Source organism: Methanomassiliicoccales archaeon (assembly GCA_036504055.1).
Lineage (GTDB): Archaea > Thermoplasmatota > Thermoplasmata > Methanomassiliicoccales > UBA472 > DASXVU01.
Map to the genome: position 1 here is coordinate 1 of DASXVU010000019.1, position 17,411 is coordinate 17,411.

Sequence of the window (17,411 nt, forward strand, 5' to 3'; positions counted from 1 at the left end):
CGATGGTCGCCTTGCTGAGCGGCGATATTGCAGTGGCGATGATGCTGCCAGTCTCTAGGGCTGGACGGGAGGCACAGGTCTTGCATGCGGCATCCGCCGATTCGAACATACCCATGTTGTAATGGAACTCTCCGGATCTCACCTTCTCAGGCAATGGCACCATGCCGAGTGCGGATGCGCCTACCGGGCAGGCCTGCTTGGCGGCCGGGACCACCAATTTCTCTCCCTTCCTCGCCCTCATGATCGATTGGCAATGCCGGAGCGGCGTTTCGGTGACCAAATAACCTTCGGGTATGGATTGGCCCTTCTTGATCAGGGTGACCGCCACCGGTTCGGTCTTCAAACCGAGAATATCTACCAACTTCCTAGAAAGCTCAGCGTAGTCGCTCATTCTTAACCCCTCTTAACATTCAGAGCATTCTTGATTTATTTAACCATGTCGTTATTCAAACATCAATATTCTTATCGATAATATTGACGAACATTTACCGATTTTCCGGCGAACCTGCGTAACGTAATCTTAACGATCGAAATGATAAAAATGTCGATTACAAAGAGAATCGATTGTGCCATACAATTTCGCACAGCAGGCTGATGAGTGTTCCGGAGATCGGGACGGACCAGACCTGTTCGATCAAGAGATGGAACAGACCCATCTGTCATAGAACGCGTCGCGGTTGTTCTCGAACAGATCTACCTTGCGGCCATTGGTGACGCACCAACCCTTTACCCTCTCCGCTTCATCCTTGGTCTCCACGGTCATAAGGGTCTCAACGGTCAGCTTGAGGGTCTCTTCGATGATCGCCCTCCATACGTACTCGTTGAAGTTGTTGATGGAACCCGCCATCAGGACCAGACCGAGCGGGGCTTTGGGAGCCAGTATGCCAGCCCTGGTCGCATCGATGCACATCGTACCCTCTGGCATAAGACGGCCCTTCATCATGCCCAGGGCCAGAAGGCCGGGATCGTTGTCGTAGGCGATCGGGATCAAGCCCAATTGTCGAAGTGCGGCGGAACCAAGACCAGACCCGCAGGCCACATCCAGGCAGCCTTGGCCGATCCTTTCTCCCCACACCTCGTTGATCAGTTCCTGCACCATCGTGCACCGCTCGGGTGAAAAGTCCTCGATCGCCGGAGGAACTTGCTGGAGAAGCTTCTCGGAGAAATGTTCCCGCATCGCGGCGGCGAACTCCGCCTTGTCGGTCTGGAATATCTCGCCGCCCAAGGCCTCGTACCGTTCGACGATCTCCACCTTCGGTCTCCTGAGGAGAAAACTGGTCGCACGCCATCCCTTCGGGGTCTTTACGGCGAAGGACAGAGGCCATTCCTCCTCGTCGATCAGCATACGGCTCTCGATGGCCTCGATGATCCTGACCTCTTCGGTGAATCGGTCATCGAGCATTTGCTCATATGATTGCTCAAGGAAGTCCATGCCATCGAAGAGCTCGAAAAGATCGGATGCCCAGGTCATTCTTGATCGGACCCTGGAAGCTTTGCGCCCCTATAAGCCCATCGAATTATCCTTGTCTTCAAAGATATGGCAACTGCCTTCTTTCATATTCGTCTATAAGGGCCATGCGGTACTCCTTTTCAAGGGCCTCGTTGATCCCGTTGTTCTCCAGGAACCTGGTCATCAGCTCATCGGTGATCCTGTTCCTGTCCTTGAGGTGCAAACGGAACACATCCTCCATTATGTCGTCGATGCCCAACGCATCGACAAAACGGTCCTTGACCCACAGTTTGTACGAAGTCAGACCGATCCCGGGATCCCCACATTCTGCGCATTCCAGCTTCTTTTCTTCCTCTGCCATCAGCTCACCTCGGTCGTTGGTTAGAGACGTCCCATTCTGGTCCTATATCTATACCATTCACGTACGTTGAAGATATACTGTTCGATTGATGGACCGATCAGATCCCGTCCAAGGCATCCATCGAACGCATGAACCTGATCCCGACCTGATGCAGCTCAACCATCCATTCCATCAAGCGGGGGTCGCCAACGGAAGGGGTCAGGTCGAAGAGTCTTGCCTCATCGATCCGGTCGCTATCCAGGGGGTCAAGATCTGATGTTGCCGTTTCTGCCACGACCACGAAATACCATCTCAGGCAGGTCATATCATTGTATAGACAGGTGATCCTTTGACATTGGGGGACCCCTAAAGGTATGATCTTTACCCCGGCCTCCTCCATCGCCACCCGGATTGCGGCTTCGATGATCCCTTCGCTCGATCCTATCCGACCCATGGGGAGAAGCCAATCTGACGCTTCTTTTCTTTTGACGAAAACGCAGGATCCGGCCAAATTGAAAATGAGGAGGACTACCGTGCCTGAGGAATTGAGGGAACCGGTTCTCTCTGCAGGCCCCTCAATGGGCCAGACCCGGTCCACGAACGACGGATTGCCGTAAACAGCGACCAGTTCCTGCCACCGTTCATCGTCTGGCTTTTCCTCTATCATGCCGCATGGATGTTGGTCGGAACGAGGATAAAAAGGCTCGGTCCGAGAGAACGGATTCAGATGGTGATCTCACTGCCGGAAGGCAGCATGTCGAACCCGACGAACCGGTCGGACATCATCTTCAGTGCCTCGAAACCGGTGCAATGGGTTGGGGCGATCCGATCCACTCCCAGCGCCTTCAGCCCATCCATCGTCTTGAGGATGCGGTCCTTGCCGGCGGAGCTCAGGTGGAACCCGCCTATGACCATGTATATCCGCTTGTCGAAGGACTTCTTTGCCTGGGTGACCACGTTCACTATGCCCGGATGGCCGCATCCGGAAACGATCACCAGGCCCTTCTTGGTCTGGATGAAGAGCGCCTGCTCCTCGTAGACCTCGTCGTTGACCGGACAACCGGGCTCTTCCTCCCTGAGGAACCGGTCCTGGACCTCGAACTTCGATTCCCGCACGATCTGGCCGGACGTCTTCACTCCCGGGACGATCTCCACGCTGGAAGAGGACAGGTTGAGCTTTGCTCGGGGCAATGCGTCGATCAGCTCTTTAGGGGCGCTTATGTCCCTCTTGGTGCCGTCTATGGCGACGGCGAAGCGCTTCGAGGTGAACAGTTTGGGATCGCCATATATCGGCACTCCGGCCTCTATCATTGATACAAGACCGCCCATGTGATCATAGTGGCCATGGGAGATGAAGACGGCGTCGATGTCGCTTGGCCTGAAACCTAAAAGGTTGAGGTTGTGCGCGAAGACCATCTGTGATGCACCGGTATCGACCAGCACCCTCTTCCCTTCGTCGGTCTCGACGAGGATCGACAGCCCATGCTCGGAAAGGAAGTGTCGGTCAGGCCGGTCAAGGCGCTTGACCACCTTGGAATAGTTGAACGACGTGCCCGAAGTGTTGTCAACGACTGATATTATCCGCACTTAATGGTCATCTCCTCTTCTTACCACCGCGAGTTTGCTGAACTGATAAACGTTCTCTGGACAGACTGTCTCACAATGCTTGCAGGCGGTGCCCAGACAGTACTCGGTCGCGATCCGGACCTTGAACTTGTCCTCACCCATCGGCAATATCTTCAGTGCGCGCTCCGGACACTCAAGCTCGCATTTCTTGCATCCGATACAGCCCTCGAAGGACCCGATGAGATAGACCCCGACATCTTCCAATGTCTTGAGGCCCCCTTCCCCGATGACCGGGATATCGCTGCTCACTATGCGCAGCATCTCCTTCGGACGAACTATATCTGGCATGGGTCGATATCCTCCTTGTTCCAGCAAGGTGTTGAACAGTTCGAAGGGCATGCCCTCATCCCAGTAGGCCAGCTCATTGACGTAATGATCCTCGAAAACCTTGCTGGTCGCGAACATTATGTGTTTGGAGGCGATGGAGTTGGCCACGTCCTGCATATGGTCCAGTCCGTTGTCGTCGACCAGGATCTCATACGCCATCATCAGGGAGGTGTTTCCCGCCTGCACCGTTCTTTCCAGCACCCGCGGCACCAGGCCCACGGTCTGCGCCTTGAGCGGGTCCACGTAGGTGCCCGATGCCCCTGCCAGGTACATGGTCTTGACCTCCGCATCATCTATGCCGACGTCTTGGATGAGCGTCCGGTGACCGGCTCGGATGGCGCCCATCGCCTTTCCCGCCTCCTTTAGGTCGTGCTCCGTGAAGGTTATCCCATTCATCATGTGGATCATATGGTCCGGAGTGTCGATCCGAGGCAGTTTGATGATGCCGGTTTCCAGACCGACCGCCACAGCGGCCACGACCCCTGTGCCGGTGATGCCCCGCGCCCTCAGGTTCTCGATGATCTTGACCTGGTTGTTCCTTGGCCCCACCAGCGCCGCCTTGCGCGGATGGAGGTGCTCGTCCAGCACATAGTTGTACCACATGTCGTCCGGCCCGATGGCCAGGTCAGAGACCGCTTCTGGTGCCGCCAGCATTCCGAACTTGATCGACTGGCCCTCCATGGCCGGTCCTGCCGCGGCCGAACCCGTGTAAAGCTCCCCATTATGGTAAAGGCCCATCTCGGCGTTGGTGCCGTAATCAGTGACCATACAGGTCTCCTTCTTCTCCAGGAGCTTGGTCTTGATGATCATCGCCAGGGCATCGGCCCCGATCTCGTGACGGATCGAGGGCGGGATCCGAACATCCGCGGTCTGCCTCACTGACTTGAGGCCTAATTCCTCTGCCTTGATGACGTGGGCCCGACGTTCCGGGACCTTGATCTTGAGCCGACTGAGAAGAGATTGTCCGGCGAATGCCAGGTCCCTGATCTCAATGTTCTCGAACATGGACAGCTGGGCGGGATTGCCACAGACCGCGATCCTTTCGATATCCTCCGGCCTCGCCCCATGCAGTTCGATCAGATGGTCGACCGTCTCCATGATGATGCTGTGCCCGACCTCATTACCGTTCTCCATCCAGAAATGCAGATGGTCCATGATGTTGGCCCCAGGGAGCGGGTGCCTCATGGTGATGGAGGTGGAAACGATCTTGCCTTTCTTTGAAAGATCCACCAGGTGCGAACGGTAGCCGCTTGTTCCCAGGTCTAGAGCTACACCGTATGCCATGGAATCATGGCAGGAATTGTATACTGTCTATTTATCAACTATCTCGAAATTGCCTACTTCCCGGAATGACTGGATATATCAACAATCGTTCCATCGGTGAAGGCCACAATAGACTTTTATCGGCCACACTGCGTAGGTCTGTCCATGAGCCCGAAACAAAGGTTCCATGCGGCCCTGGATCTTCGACCGGCAGACCGGGTCCCTGTATTCTATCAGCACCTCGGCGCAGCCAAATGGATCCTGGAATCCTCTGGGCTCAGGATATATGATGGTTTTCATGATCCGGAGGTCTTCTCCAGGCTGGCCCTGGAAGCCTACCGCCTGTATGGCTATGACACGGTGATGGCCGGTTGGGGGGACCTCTTGGTGGAGGCACAAGCTCATGGTATGGAGTGGAAATTCCCGGAGAAGGACTTCTATCCGCGGGCGGTCAAGTACCGTTCTCTCACAGAAGCGGATGGATTGGCTCCGGTCGAACCCCTGAAGGACAGGTTCTGGTCCGTGCCGATCAAGGCCGCGAGCAGGATGGTGGAGAAGGTGGGGGAGGAGGTTGCCGTCGTCGGGTGCACCAACGCCCCGATGCTGGTCGTCTATGAGACATTTGGAATGGAAACGGTCCTGATGGCGATGTTCTCGGACCCTGGACCGATCGACAAAGCTCTGGGTACGGTCACTGATTCCTTGCGCCTTTACGGAGATGCGATCCGTGCGGCCGGAGTTGATTCGGTCTTTATCGACTCCAGCTCGGCCGGCATGGAGATGGTGAGCAAGGAGATGTATGAGGCCCATGACCGCCCTTGTCTCGGCTCGCTGATGGAAACGTTCCATCGACAGGGGTTGAGGACGATCCTGCATAACGATTCATCGATGCCGCTTTGGCTGTCGCAGATGGACCTTCTTCCGGACGCTCTGCATCTGCACTTGAAGAACGTCGATCTCCAGACCCTGATAGACAAGGTCAAAGGACGGACCTGCCTGTTCGCCGGGATCGATCACCAGGAACTGCTGTTCAAACGCACTCCCGAGGAGATATCAGGGGCGGTGGAGGGTTTCCTAAGCATGTGGGGCGATACGCCAGGCGTGGTCATAGCGCCGGGTTGCGAGCTGCCATACAAGACGCCGAAGGAGAACATAAAAGCCCTGAAGGACGCGGCGATCAAGTTCAGCCACCGCAAAAGTCCCTGATTGATATTCGAGTCGTTCAAGAAGTTAAAAAAATCGTTGATAGGGGGATCTCTCCCCCTTAAGAATTTACTCTTTGGCGCCCTTGACCATCGCCTGGATATTGGCCAGAGGCACACGTGCCGCCAGTCCGCATCCCGGTGCGATCAGGTTGAAGCCGGCTTCCTTGCAACGCTTCCCTGCAGCCTCGCACTCTTCCGGTGTGCCCTGCAGCAACGGCCTGACCACTCCGACGTTTCCGACGAGAGCGACCCTTCCGCCTACGAGCCTGACCGCTTCTTCCGGCTCGACCTTCTCCTCGATCGACAATCCGTTCACGCCGGTGTCGATCATGTGGTCCAGCAGGACGGTGGTGTTGCCGCAGATGTGCAGGACGGTCTTGGTCTCCCCGACGTCTTCGAAGCATGCCTTGATGGACGGCTTGCTGTACTGGTCGAACAGTTCGGCGGACATCATGTCAGTTGACGACGACGGGTCGCTCATGACTATGACATCTGCGCCGGCGGCTGCCAGTGCGGTACAGTAGGCCTTCTCGATCTTGGTCGCGATGTCCACGAACTTCTGCACGGCGTCCGGGTTGACGATCATCCACAACAGCAGGTTCTCGGTTCCGACCAGGTGTCCGGCGATTGTGACCGGTCCGGTGGTACCGACAACGATCGGGTATTCCTTTCCGACCTTTGCCTTGGCGATCTTTACTGCCTCGATGACGGTCTTCATCCTGCCCAGTGAGGTTATGTTGTCCGGGATCACTACCTCGGAGTCCTCATTGAACGCGTGCTTCTTGACCATCGGGGTCCTGTCCTGGCCACCCAGGTTTACGACACAACCCATGATCTCAGCCTCGACGGTAAGGCAGTATGGCATCCTGACGGACTCTAGACCCAATACCTTCGGGACACCCATGGCCAGTTCGGCCATCTTATGGGCGTCGGTGTGGGCTTCGGGCCAGTATACCTTGACCGCGTCCATCACATCAACAGTTGCGCTCTGCGTGAAGCATACAACTGGAGGCCTGTCAACTTCCTTCAAATCAAGAGCGGCGAGAACGCGCTCCCTCGGAGTCATTTTGCTAGCCACTAAATTCCCTCCAATAACATCTTAAATAAGATATTCGTCCGCATTATCTAGATTATATTACTTCAATGTTTCTCCGGGTCAGATTGGGTCCCCGGTGGCCCTGGCCCGAATCTCCGTCCAGTTGGAAGTGGGGGTGGTGGTATTTGAGCCCGGCGCGAAACGCTTCTCATCGACGTCGACCATGACCTCGACGTTCTTCGCTCCTGCGGCCACCGCCCTTCCTTTGACATACTCGCATGCCACCTCTTTGGCCTTCTCGATCGCCTCCTCCCGATGGTGGAACTCCAACGGATCGGCGAACGGTGTGAAGACCCAGTATTTGAAGTCCCTGGGATAGACCTGGATGGATATCATCTCCGACACCTTGCTGCATACCGCTCCGACTGCGTTCCCCACATCGTGGTTCGGAGGGATGATGACCTTTACGTTCATCCTCTTCTCCAGTTCGGGTACGAACACGTAGGCTGGCGCCCCGAGCCCCACTATGGGCCGGTCAAGGGAGGCCTGTATGGACATGGTACGGAAACCGGCCGCCCCCAAGGTCGCCTTGATGAGATAGTCCAGGGCCCGCGACGGCACGATGTCGCCCGCCTCGTCAGAGATTATCTTCTTGATCACCTCGCCTCCGATCATGGTGACCATGACATCCATGAAGTTCTCGATGAAATGGTCCACCGTGACCCCTGCCAGGTTGGAGAATATCTCCACTCCCTCTCTGGAGGCCTGTACGTCACCTGGGGTGTAGATCCCTTTCACATGCATGACATCGGTCGGAGTGAGCCCGGTCTGAACGATGAAACCCTTGGCCTTTAAAGATTTGAGAGTCTCGAGCACATAGTATAGCTCGGGCAGGCCTTCGTTCGCCTCGTTCAATGTGCTTACCTTGTTCTCCTTTAGGAAATTATACACCAGGCGGTCCTCATGGCTCAGCTTGGAAGTGTCCCTTTCATAGACCATATAATAGGTGGTCTGCCTGCTGAGCCGCAGCTTGTCCAGGATAGCGGGGCTCATCTTGGAAGCAACTGCCAGGGGCATGACCCGTTCAGGCCCTATATCCAGATGACCATAGCGATCCACCTGCATATCGGAATCCCCTCCAAGACCGCTGGTCCAGATATCGATGGCCCGCACCCTGGTCCTCCAATTCCCGACCGAGGCGCCTTCCCGGTTGATTCGGGGAAATCCCTTGTCCAGATATGCTATGTCGGTGGATGTGCCGCCTATGTCCAGCACGATGCAGTTCTCCTGCTTGGACAGCAGCCTTCCTCCCATCAGGCTGGCCGCCGGACCGGACAGAATGGTGTCCACCGGTCTTCCCCGGGCGACCGAGATGTTCATCAGCGATCCGTCACCTTTGTACACCATTATCTGACCCTTGATCCCCCGCTTCTCCATGGAAAGTTCCACGCTGCTCAGGAAATCCCCGATGATCGGTATCAGCTTGGCGTTCAATACCGCAGTGATCGTCCTTTCCTTGATGCCGAGGGAGGTGGTAAGGTCATGGCCGGTCACGGTGAGCATGTTCGCCTTCTCCAAGATCGCCTTCCGGGCGCGTTCCTCGTGATCCGGATTGTATACGCTGAAAATACTGGATATGGCTATGGCATCGACCTTGTTGGCCATCGATGCTATCGCCTTGTCCAAGGCCGCCACGTCCAGAGGCTGGTGCTCATACCCCCTTACGGTGTGACCGCCCTCGACCGTCTCGATTATGGTTGTCCCCATGTCCCATTCCCGATCCGGGGACCAGCCAATGCAGATAAGACCCACCTGACCGCCTTTGCCGGTCAGGATCGAGTTGGTGGCCAGCGTGGTGGAAAGCCCCACTATCTTGATCTCGTCCACTTCAAACTTGCCCGAAGCGATGACCCCGTCGACCGCCCCCAATAGACCTATGGATAGATCCTGATAGGTTGTGGGAGACTTCGCCTTCGTCAGGACCTCCATGGTATCCATGTCGATGACCGCCGCATCGGTGAACGTTCCTCCGGTGTCGATCCCCAGCCCCAAGGTCCTTTTTTCTCCAGGTTCCATAGAAGAATACTCCCTGTTATGATGAGGGTAAAAAGGAGCAAGAAGGTCAATAAGGTTTCTAGAACGATTCACGAACCCTCATAGTGATTGCTGGCGGGATGAGGGGATCAGTAATAAGGCCGCCATGCAGGACCCGCGCCTCATCCTGTCCGCTATCCCCCCCGGAAGGCCCACATCGAGACCATGGCAGGACCACGAGTATCGGCTGGACGCGTGCGCGGCCGAACTTCGCCGGATTGCTGCCGACCCCTGACCTGACCACCCTGGCGGACAATGCAGACATGATCGCGCTCCGATACCGGTTATCAGGCCGAAGACCGTCACGAAGCCGTCCAACCTCATCATCGATATAAAAAAATCTATCTAATTCAATTCATGATGGATTTGTATGGGTCGATCTTTCCTCGCTGCATAATTGATTCGGTTCTCCTTTTATAGCTCGCTACGGATTGCCATCGCCATGCTCCTGATGTGCCATCTTTTCATAGGCCTGGTGATAGGGATGGTCATCTTCCATTTCCTGGAGTATCGGATGGTCATCATCCTTTCTGCCTTGGGCAGCATATTACCGGACCTGATAGACAAGCCGTTGGGGCACATCATCCTGACCGGCTCCATTGACTTCGGCAGGATCTACGCCCACAGCGGACTGTTCTTCACCGCCATATTGGTCCTGGGGGTTGCATATCGAAGGAAGAAGGGTTCGTGGATCATGATGGCATTGGGGGCAGGCCTTCTTTCCCATCTCGTTCTGGACTCCATGTGGGAGTTGCCGGTGACCGTATTCTATCCGTTCTTGGGCGATTTTGGTCTGCATCACTTTCCAAACTATGTCGGGGATTCGTTCACAAAGGAGATCGAGAGCACCTATGAATGGACTTTCGGGGTCACTGCACTTGCGATGCTGATGTTCATCTGCCAAGACCGGCTGGGTCGAATGAGGGTGACGGCTGTGAAGTATATTCCCCAGGTGGTGAAGAGCCTGTCATTGCTCCTGATGTTGATGGGGATGGTGGCGATCATCTATGCGGCAATGTCCGCATACAATCCGTTTTCAGGGGACTCCGCACCGGACCAGAACCTCATTCTCGGACTATCTGCCTCGGTGGGAGGGATGATAGCATATCTTGTTTGGAGAGACATGAGAAAACCGGTAGGTACAGAGCACTTGCTGGATCAATGACCTTATAAAAAAAGGAAGAGATTTGGAAAGTGAAGGATTATTGCTTCAACAGTTCCGTAACGACCTTGACCGCTTCGTTGGCGTCGTACGCCCAACCGTCGCAATGGATCTGGTTGGCGAATTCCCTGGAGGTAGCGCCGCCGCCGATTATGGTCTTGATCTTCGGCTTCAGGTTGCCTTCCTTGGCCATCCTCTCGATCTCCTTCATTCCAGCCAGGGTAGGCGTCATGAGGGTGGAGGTCGCGATGATGTTTACGTTCTCGGCCTTGGCCTTCTCGACGATGTTCTTGACCGGGATATCCCTTCCCAGATCGAAGATCGTGAGCCCTGAGCCGGTCAACATCGCCTTCACGATGTTCTTGCCGATGTCATGAACGTCTCCTTCAACGACGGCCATGACTACCCTTCCCTGAGCTCCAGCGGAGGTCTTGTCTAGCTTCGGCAGGGCAACATCGAGCGCCTGATATAGGGTCTGAGCAGAGAGAAGAACTTGGGGTAGGAAGTACTCCTTCTTCTCGTACTTTTGCCCAACGATCTCCATCGCCTTGTTCAATCCTTCGAAGATGATTACCTTGGCGGTTATTCCTTCTGCAAGGGCCTTCTCTGCCAATGGCTTGGCCTCTTTTATCTTGCCCTTTACAACAACATCAATCAAATTCTGCAGTGTCTCACTCATGCACTATCCTCCCAAACGGAGAAAGAATTGAAACATCCGATGCCTATGGTTTATATTAAAAGCCTTTTATGGATGGATGTACCATCCACAATTCGTATGATACAATCGTTAAGTCTTCCCAGATAGCTCTTACACCTGAATCGGTAAGGACTTACCACATCGAGGACAGCATCCATCGACCGTCAGATTCTGTACCTTAGCGAAGGTCGGACAGAAACGACTTACCTGCTCCTTCTTTATGAATATCTTCTCCGTCGTCTCTTCTGACCTGCGTGAGACCACCAGGGCGCCACAGCTTGGACACAGGGTATCCTGGCCCTCTCCTGTCACTCCCCCTAGGTAAACGTATCTCAAACCTAATCCATGCAGAAGACGACGGACCTCATGCAAACAGGAGATCTCCGGAGGGTTCAGTTCCGACAATCGATATGCCGGTTGGAATCGGAAGAGGTGGACCGGCGTGTCCCTCCCCAGCTCATTCACCACCCAATCCCCGAAATTAACCAGCATTGTCCGGTCATCGGTCCATTCGGGTATCAATGGATAGGCAAGCTCGAGGTGTATACCCCTTTCTTTGACATCCTTGCATGTTTCCAACACTGGAGCCAGTTCTGCTCCGCAAAGTTTACGATAGATCCTCTCGTCGAATCCCTTGATGTCCACCTTGACGACATCCACATTCTCAAGAAGCTCTTCCCTGGCCTTGGGTTCGATGTATCCGTTGGTGTTCAACAGGTTGAACAGTCCCTTCGAATGAGCCAGGCCTGACACGTCGATTATATATTCTGACCATACCACTGGATCGTTGAACGTCCATCCGATTCCGTTGACCTTCTTTTCCAATGCGATATGGACCAGTTCCTCTGGCGGGACATATTGTGAGGGGATGTCGTCGGATCTAGAACGGGCCATCACCGCATTCTGGCAGAACCCGCAGTCAAGGTTGCATCCGAAGGTGCCTATCGAATAAAGCATCGCTCCGGGACGATAGTGGAAAATCGGTTTCTTTTCGACCGGATCGACCGCTGTGGCGCATATACGACCGTAGGTCAAGGTCACCAGTTTGCCAGAACGGTTGGCCCGCGCGTTACAGAATCCGACCGATCCATCTGGTATGCGGCACCGGCGCGGACATAGCGAACATTCTACGATCTTGCCGTCCCCATGCCACCATCTTGCCTGATGGACTTGTGACGATACGTCAGTAGTCGTCATCCTCATCCTGCGATGCGCCGCAGTTTGGGCACTTTTTCTGATTCTTTTTCATGACCGAACCGCACACGATGCATTCTGACACTCCATGACCTCGTTCCTCCATCGCATTATGGTCTAATTAGACTTACGACAAGGTTATTTTACCGACCACGGTTCTGGCCAGCAGAATTGAATCACGGTCTTCGATGACAAGAATAATATGTGTGGGACTGGAATGGTGTTCCGGTTGACATGCAGGTCCCTACCTTGTACCTATTCCTTTTGATCACGGTCCCTACCTTGGGGGGCCTGTTGTGCATGACCCGAAGGCGGGGGACCTCACCCTGGGTGCTCGTGGCTGGGACATCGATGATCACGGTGGTGCTGGCGCTCGGCCTTCTGCTGTACATGGCGACCAAAGGCTTGGAATCTATCGCGGTTAACGCAGACGAACTGTTCCCCATGGAATGGGCCATAATAGCTCTGGACCTTATGCTGATGGCATATTTCGTCTACGTGGGGGTCAGGGACAAGAGCCGTTGGATCGTGGCTTTCTCATTCTTGCAGATCGTTCCGATGGTCATCTTCCAATCGATGGTGATGGGGAAAACCGCGGATCCGGTCATTTTCGCCGATTATCTGAGCGTCGTGATGATGCTCATCACCTCACTGGTCGGATCGGTCATCATCCTTTACGCGGTCAGGTACATGAAGGGCGATGGAAACCAGCCCCGTTTCTTCGCCGTCATGCTGATCTTCGTGGGTGCCATGAACGGCGCCGTCTTCAGCAATGATCTTCTGTGGCTCTTCTTCTTCTGGGAGGTCACCACGCTGACCTCCTTCCTGCTGATCGGACACAATAAGACCGATGAGGCAAAACGGTCCGCCCGGATAGCCGCCGAGATCACTCTAGGCGGAGGCGTGCTCCTGCTCGCATCCATCATCCTGTCCTATTACTACTTCAACACCCTGACCATCTCTGCTCTCCCGTCGGGAACCAGCATCGTGGGGCTGCAGTTATTGCCGTTTGCCCTGATGGCTGTAGCGGCTTTCACCAAATCGGCCCAGGTCCCGTTCCAGAGATGGTTGCTGGGAGCCATGGTCGCGCCTACACCAGTTTCCGCACTGCTTCATTCCGCCACGATGGTTAATCTGGGAGTGTATTTCCTATTGCGGCTCTCGCCAAATCTCGTGGGCCAGGATATCATTTCCTGGATCGTCGGTATCATAGGGGCCACCTCGTTCCTCGCAACCTCCTTGCTGGCCATCGCCCAAAGCAACTCAAAACGCGTTCTGGCCTACTCTACCATCGGAAATCTGGGCCTGATCATCGTCTGTGTAGGATTGAATACGCCGCTGTCGATCACCGCGGGGATAATCATCCTCATCTTCCATGCCATCTCAAAGGCCATCCTATTCATGTCCGTCGGTGTGGTCAAAGAGGAGACCGGTTCCGAGGACCTTGACGTTATGGCATATCTACGGGACAGGATGCCTTTCATTACCGTTTCGATCTTCGTTGGGGTGTTCATGCTCATGCTTCCGCCCTTCGGACTTTTCGCAGGCAAGTGGATCGTCTCGGAAGCAGCTGCCGGTTTTCCGTTCATCTCTATCCTACTTGGTGTGGGCTTCGCCGGTACAATTGTCTATTATGGTAAGTGGCTAGGCCGCCTTTTCGAAACAGGTCCTAGGGTCTCTAGATTACCGGCATTGAGTCAGAAGTTGCCGGTTCTATACAAGTACACCATCGGCGCGCTTCTCGGGGCAGGCATAGTCCTTTCCCTGGCCATAGGCCAGGTGATAACATATCTAATTGACCCATATCTCTCGCTCCACTATGCTCCGGCAGTGAGCGGCTCTTCACTGGGCTTGAACACGGAATTTGGGTCATTCCCCGCATTCTACTTCCTATTGATCATAGGGGTCTTGTTCTTGGGATTCGGTTTCCTGCTCAAATTAGACAAAAAGGAGCTCACCCAGGCATATGCCGGCGGTGAGGATCCGGTATTTGACCTGGGAGGTTTCTATTATCTGGACGAAAAGGTGGAAGGGCACTGGAACAAGATAATTCTGGCCCTTGCCTCGGTACTGCTCGCCGTGCTATTATTGATGCCTGTGGCATTGGAGGTGTTCAGTTGAGCGATCTCGAACTGATGGTCCTTACCATTCTGGTTGGGATATTGACACCATTCGCCATAGGTCTGTTGATCGGTATCGACCGGAAGATCACGGCCAGAATGCAGAACCGAGTAGGGCCGCCTGTGCTACAACCATATTATGACCTGATCAAGCTGTTCGGAAAGGAACGCAGGGCGATGAATAGCTCCCAGACCGTATTCGCCATCGCCTGTATGTTCCTGCAGCTGGCCGCGTTCGTCCTCCTGGTCACGGGAGGAGACCTGCTGGTGGTGTTCTTTGTTTCAAGCACGGGTTCCTTTTCGCTGGCTCTGGGCGCCTTCAGTGCACATTCGCCCTTCTCCTATTTCGGGGCACAGAGGGAATTACTTCAGATACTGGCCTACGAGCCTATCGTTTTCATGGTGATCGTGGCAATAGGGTTCAGGGAGAGGACCTTCCTCGCGGGAAGCGTCGCCCATGACCTACTGTTCGTATTGCCCCTGGCGTTGATTGCACTGTTACCTGTACTTGTGATAAAGATGGAAAAATCCCCATATGATATTGCCACGGCACATACGGAACTCATCTCGGGTCCATATGTGGAATATTCCGGTACCTACCTGGCGATCACCAAAATAGCCCATTGGTTTGACTTGGCCATCCTCTTCGGCATCATGACCCTTTTCTTCTGGGACCAGAATATCTGGATATCCATCGGGATTAAGTTGCTCATAATACTGGCCTTCTTCTTCACCGCCATCGTTATCGACAACACCACGGCAAGGCTGACTCGAAACCGGATGGTGAAGTTTACCCTGGCCTTTGGTCTAGCGCTGACGGCAGGTAATATGCTGATCCTTTTCCTGGCGGACCAGGGGGTGTTCAGATGGCCTTGATGGAGAACATGAGGGTGAGATCCCCATGGATACTGCATTTCGACACTGGCAGCTGCAACGGATGTGACCTCGAGGTCTGGGCCCTACTGACCCCGAAATACGATGTGGAAAGGTTCGGCATGGTCAACAAGGCTAACCCAAAGCATGCGGACATTCTGTTGCTGACCGGACCGGTCACAAAGAAGTCGGAGGATCGGCTCATGACCCTGTACAATCAGACCCCAGGACCTAAGGTCGTGGTGGCATGCGGTAATTGTGCCACGAACGGAGTACCGTTCTTCGACTGCTACAACGTGGAAGGGGGCATAGACCGGGTGATCCCGGTCGACGTCTATGTTCCTGGATGCGCCTGCCGTCCCGAGGCGATCATCGACGGCGTGGTGCTGGCCATATCCAAATGGAAGGAGAAGGTGGCTGCCGAAGTGCCCATATCGGCATCGGAGGCAGGGCCGAAAGAGGAGCAGGAGACGGTCGAAGCTCCGGAGGCGAAGCCATGAACGACGAACCAACCCACAAGGAAGCGAAACCGGTCAATGATATCAAGTCCAAGATAGACCGGATGGACTTGAAGTACCCCAAACCGAGGTTGATCACCATCATCGCCATCGACAATGCTGACGGGACCTTCGAATTGATCTATGGGTTTCATTACAACAACCAGTATACCGATGTCCGTTACACTGTCAAGGCCGATGACGAACTTGAAAGCCTCTCGTCATACTATGCCGGCGCGGTGAACATGGAACGGGAGATAGTGGACATGATGGGACTGCATTTCAAGGGGATAGAAGGAGGCTTGCTGCTGACGCCGGAAAAGGGCATAGTCACGCCTCTCAGGAAACCGCTCAAGCCGGCCGTAACGGCCCCGCCAGCGAGCGCCGCTGCAGTGTCAACGGCAACACCGGCACCACAGGCTGAACCAAAAGAGGTGAAACTTTGAGCCGCACCAGCGTGATACCGTTCGGTCCTCAGCATTCCAGTTTCCTGGAACCGATGAACCTCAAGCTCGTCCTGGAAGAGGAGAAGGTGGTAGGGGCCACCATAAACATCGGCTATAACCACCGGGGCATGGAACATGCCATGGCCCAGGATTACAAACGAACGGTCTTCCTGTGCGAGCGTGTCTGCGGGATCTGCTCCTTCCATCATTCCTCGGCATATGTCCAGGCGATGGAGAACGTATACAACATAAAGGTCAGCGACCGGGCCAATCTGGTCCGCACCATCATGATGGAATGCCAAAGGCTGACCTCTCACCTGCTGGCCCTAGGCCACACGGCAGAAGCGTTGGGCTATGAGAACCTGTTCATGCAGTTCTTCCGGGAAAGGGAGGACATCATGATGCTGGTGAACCGGGTCTCGGGGAACCGGGTCCACTACAGCATGAATGCGATAGGTGGATTGAGGAAGGACGTGACCTATGAGCAGCTCAGGGACATCGAGAAGACCATGGACATCATGGAGCCTAAGTTCCTGGAGCTGCAGAAGGTGATCCGCAGGGACAGCACTTTCCGTAAAAGGACCAGGGGGGTTGGCGTCCTCAAGAAATCAGATGCGGAGGACTACTGCGTGGTGGGGCCGGTGGGGCGCGGAAGCGGCATGCCCCATGACATCCGTCTGACCGGATTCGCCGGGTACGGAGTGGACGGAATGAAGTTTCAGCCGGTCTTTTATGAGGAGGGCGATGTGTATGCGCGCAACATGGTCCGCATGGACGAGGTCATCCAGTCCGTCGACCTGATCCGTCAGGCCTTGAACCTGATCAGGGACGAACCGTTCCTTACGCCGGTCAAAGGGAACCCGACCGGGGAAGGGGTGGGCAGAGTGGAAGCGCCCAGAGGGGAGCTTTTCTATTTCGTCAAGGCCAAGGGAGAGGTGAGGCTCGACCGGATCAAGCTCCGTACACCGGCCTTCATGAACATACCAGCCATCGCCGCGATGATAGGCGGGGCACAGCTGGCGGACGTGGCGCCGATAGCGGTGTCGGTCGATCCATGCATATGCTGCTGTGACAGGTGATC

Annotated in this window: 18 protein-coding genes; 7 read left to right on the top strand and 11 right to left on the bottom strand. The window is 54.9% G+C overall.

Going from position 1 to position 17,411, the window contains the following annotated elements:
- The 6 genes from VGK23_04455 to VGK23_04480 all read right to left on the bottom strand — a co-directional run.
- Positions 1-391: DUF169 domain-containing protein (locus tag VGK23_04455; protein HEY3419785.1), on the bottom strand; the 391-nt coding region annotated here is incomplete at its 3' end.
- A 243-nt stretch (positions 392-634) separates the two neighbouring features.
- Positions 635-1,471 carry a hypothetical protein gene (locus tag VGK23_04460; protein ID HEY3419786.1) on the bottom strand — a complete coding sequence of 279 codons (837 nt, stop codon included), beginning with the start codon at positions 1,469-1,471 and terminating at the stop codon, positions 635-637.
- Between the two features lie 58 nt (positions 1,472-1,529).
- A complete protein-coding gene (locus VGK23_04465) occupies positions 1,530-1,811 on the bottom strand; it encodes a hypothetical protein (GenBank protein HEY3419787.1) in 282 nt (93 codons plus the stop codon).
- A 97-nt stretch (positions 1,812-1,908) separates the two neighbouring features.
- Positions 1,909-2,457: an NUDIX hydrolase gene (locus VGK23_04470; GenBank protein ID HEY3419788.1), complete on the bottom strand. Its 549-nt coding sequence runs from the start codon at positions 2,455-2,457 to the stop codon at positions 1,909-1,911.
- Positions 2,458-2,513: 56 nt separating this feature from the next.
- Positions 2,514-3,377, bottom strand: coding sequence for an MBL fold metallo-hydrolase (locus tag VGK23_04475; protein ID HEY3419789.1), 864 nt, complete (start codon positions 3,375-3,377; stop codon positions 2,514-2,516).
- Positions 3,378-5,027 (bottom strand): methylamine methyltransferase corrinoid protein reductive activase, encoded by a 1,650-nt coding sequence (locus VGK23_04480; protein HEY3419790.1) that lies wholly within the window; start codon positions 5,025-5,027, stop codon positions 3,378-3,380.
- Positions 5,028-5,171: 144 nt separating this feature from the next.
- Here VGK23_04480 and VGK23_04485 point away from each other — a divergent pair, with 144 nt between their 5' ends.
- Positions 5,172-6,212, top strand: a complete 1,041-nt coding sequence (locus tag VGK23_04485; GenBank protein HEY3419791.1) for a uroporphyrinogen decarboxylase family protein — start codon at positions 5,172-5,174, stop codon at positions 6,210-6,212.
- A 66-nt stretch (positions 6,213-6,278) separates the two neighbouring features.
- On the opposite strand, the gene VGK23_04490 is transcribed toward VGK23_04485, so the two are convergent.
- The 3 genes from VGK23_04490 to VGK23_04500 form a co-directional block, all read right to left on the bottom strand.
- Entirely contained in the window at positions 6,279-7,289 is a 1,011-nt protein-coding gene (locus VGK23_04490) for an MtaA/CmuA family methyltransferase (GenBank protein HEY3419792.1), read from the bottom strand.
- 78 nt (positions 7,290-7,367) lie between these two features.
- Entirely contained in the window at positions 7,368-9,323 is a 1,956-nt protein-coding gene (locus VGK23_04495; GenBank protein HEY3419793.1) for a hydantoinase/oxoprolinase family protein, read from the bottom strand.
- Between the two features lie 58 nt (positions 9,324-9,381).
- Positions 9,382-9,606, bottom strand: coding sequence for a hypothetical protein (locus VGK23_04500; protein HEY3419794.1), 225 nt, complete (start codon positions 9,604-9,606; stop codon positions 9,382-9,384).
- Between the two features lie 177 nt (positions 9,607-9,783).
- On the opposite strand from VGK23_04500, the gene VGK23_04505 reads away from it, so the two are divergent.
- Positions 9,784-10,506 (top strand): metal-dependent hydrolase, encoded by a 723-nt coding sequence (locus VGK23_04505; protein HEY3419795.1) that lies wholly within the window; start codon positions 9,784-9,786, stop codon positions 10,504-10,506.
- A 37-nt stretch (positions 10,507-10,543) separates the two neighbouring features.
- On the opposite strand, the gene VGK23_04510 is transcribed toward VGK23_04505, so the two are convergent.
- On the bottom strand, positions 10,544-11,182 hold the full coding sequence (locus VGK23_04510; GenBank protein ID HEY3419796.1) for a cobalamin-dependent protein: 639 nt from the start codon (positions 11,180-11,182) through the stop codon (positions 10,544-10,546).
- A gap of 129 nt (positions 11,183-11,311) precedes the next feature.
- Positions 11,312-12,403 carry an AmmeMemoRadiSam system radical SAM enzyme gene (gene amrS / locus VGK23_04515; protein HEY3419797.1) on the bottom strand — a complete coding sequence of 364 codons (1,092 nt, stop codon included), beginning with the start codon at positions 12,401-12,403 and terminating at the stop codon, positions 11,312-11,314.
- A 225-nt stretch (positions 12,404-12,628) separates the two neighbouring features.
- Here amrS and VGK23_04520 point away from each other — a divergent pair, with 225 nt between their 5' ends.
- Genes VGK23_04520 through VGK23_04540 form a run of 5 tightly spaced genes read left to right on the top strand, consistent with a single transcriptional unit; the run spans position 12,629 to position 17,409 of the window.
- Positions 12,629-14,515, top strand: coding sequence for a proton-conducting transporter membrane subunit (locus tag VGK23_04520; GenBank protein ID HEY3419798.1), 1,887 nt, complete (start codon positions 12,629-12,631; stop codon positions 14,513-14,515).
- Positions 14,512-15,390: an NADH-quinone oxidoreductase subunit H gene (locus tag VGK23_04525; protein HEY3419799.1), complete on the top strand. Its 879-nt coding sequence runs from the start codon at positions 14,512-14,514 to the stop codon at positions 15,388-15,390. Before VGK23_04520 ends, VGK23_04525 begins: the two co-directional genes overlap by 4 nt.
- Positions 15,381-15,887, top strand: a complete 507-nt coding sequence (gene nuoB, locus VGK23_04530; protein ID HEY3419800.1) for an NADH-quinone oxidoreductase subunit NuoB — start codon at positions 15,381-15,383, stop codon at positions 15,885-15,887. Before VGK23_04525 ends, nuoB begins: the two co-directional genes overlap by 10 nt.
- Positions 15,884-16,330 (top strand): NADH-quinone oxidoreductase subunit C, encoded by a 447-nt coding sequence (locus VGK23_04535; GenBank protein HEY3419801.1) that lies wholly within the window; start codon positions 15,884-15,886, stop codon positions 16,328-16,330. The genes nuoB and VGK23_04535 overlap by 4 nt, the downstream gene beginning before the upstream one ends.
- A complete protein-coding gene (locus VGK23_04540) occupies positions 16,327-17,409 on the top strand; it encodes a nickel-dependent hydrogenase large subunit (protein ID HEY3419802.1) in 1,083 nt (360 codons plus the stop codon). Before VGK23_04535 ends, VGK23_04540 begins: the two co-directional genes overlap by 4 nt.
- Positions 17,410-17,411 lie beyond the last annotated feature (2 nt).

What these genes read in the sequence shown, in the direction of transcription:
- VGK23_04460 (HEY3419786.1), bottom strand. Translation starts at nt 1,471, where the DNA reads ATGACCTGGGCATCCGATCTTTTCGAGCTCTTCGATGGCATGGACTTC.
- VGK23_04465 (HEY3419787.1), bottom strand. Translation starts at nt 1,811, where the DNA reads ATGGCAGAGGAAGAAAAGAAGCTGGAATGCGCAGAATGTGGGGATCCC.
- VGK23_04470 (HEY3419788.1), bottom strand. Translation starts at nt 2,457, where the DNA reads ATGATAGAGGAAAAGCCAGACGATGAACGGTGGCAGGAACTGGTCGCT.
- VGK23_04480 (HEY3419790.1), bottom strand. Translation starts at nt 5,027, where the DNA reads ATGGCATACGGTGTAGCTCTAGACCTGGGAACAAGCGGCTACCGTTCG.
- VGK23_04485 (HEY3419791.1), top strand. Translation starts at nt 5,172, where the DNA reads ATGAGCCCGAAACAAAGGTTCCATGCGGCCCTGGATCTTCGACCGGCA.
- VGK23_04495 (HEY3419793.1), bottom strand. Translation starts at nt 9,323, where the DNA reads ATGGAACCTGGAGAAAAAAGGACCTTGGGGCTGGGGATCGACACCGGA.
- VGK23_04500 (HEY3419794.1), bottom strand. Translation starts at nt 9,606, where the DNA reads ATGTCTGCATTGTCCGCCAGGGTGGTCAGGTCAGGGGTCGGCAGCAAT.
- VGK23_04505 (HEY3419795.1), top strand. Translation starts at nt 9,784, where the DNA reads ATGCTCCTGATGTGCCATCTTTTCATAGGCCTGGTGATAGGGATGGTC.
- VGK23_04510 (HEY3419796.1), bottom strand. Translation starts at nt 11,182, where the DNA reads ATGAGTGAGACACTGCAGAATTTGATTGATGTTGTTGTAAAGGGCAAG.
- amrS (HEY3419797.1), bottom strand. Translation starts at nt 12,403, where the DNA reads ATGAGGATGACGACTACTGACGTATCGTCACAAGTCCATCAGGCAAGA.
- VGK23_04520 (HEY3419798.1), top strand. Translation starts at nt 12,629, where the DNA reads ATGCAGGTCCCTACCTTGTACCTATTCCTTTTGATCACGGTCCCTACC.
- nuoB (HEY3419800.1), top strand. Translation starts at nt 15,381, where the DNA reads ATGGCCTTGATGGAGAACATGAGGGTGAGATCCCCATGGATACTGCAT.
- VGK23_04535 (HEY3419801.1), top strand. Translation starts at nt 15,884, where the DNA reads ATGAACGACGAACCAACCCACAAGGAAGCGAAACCGGTCAATGATATC.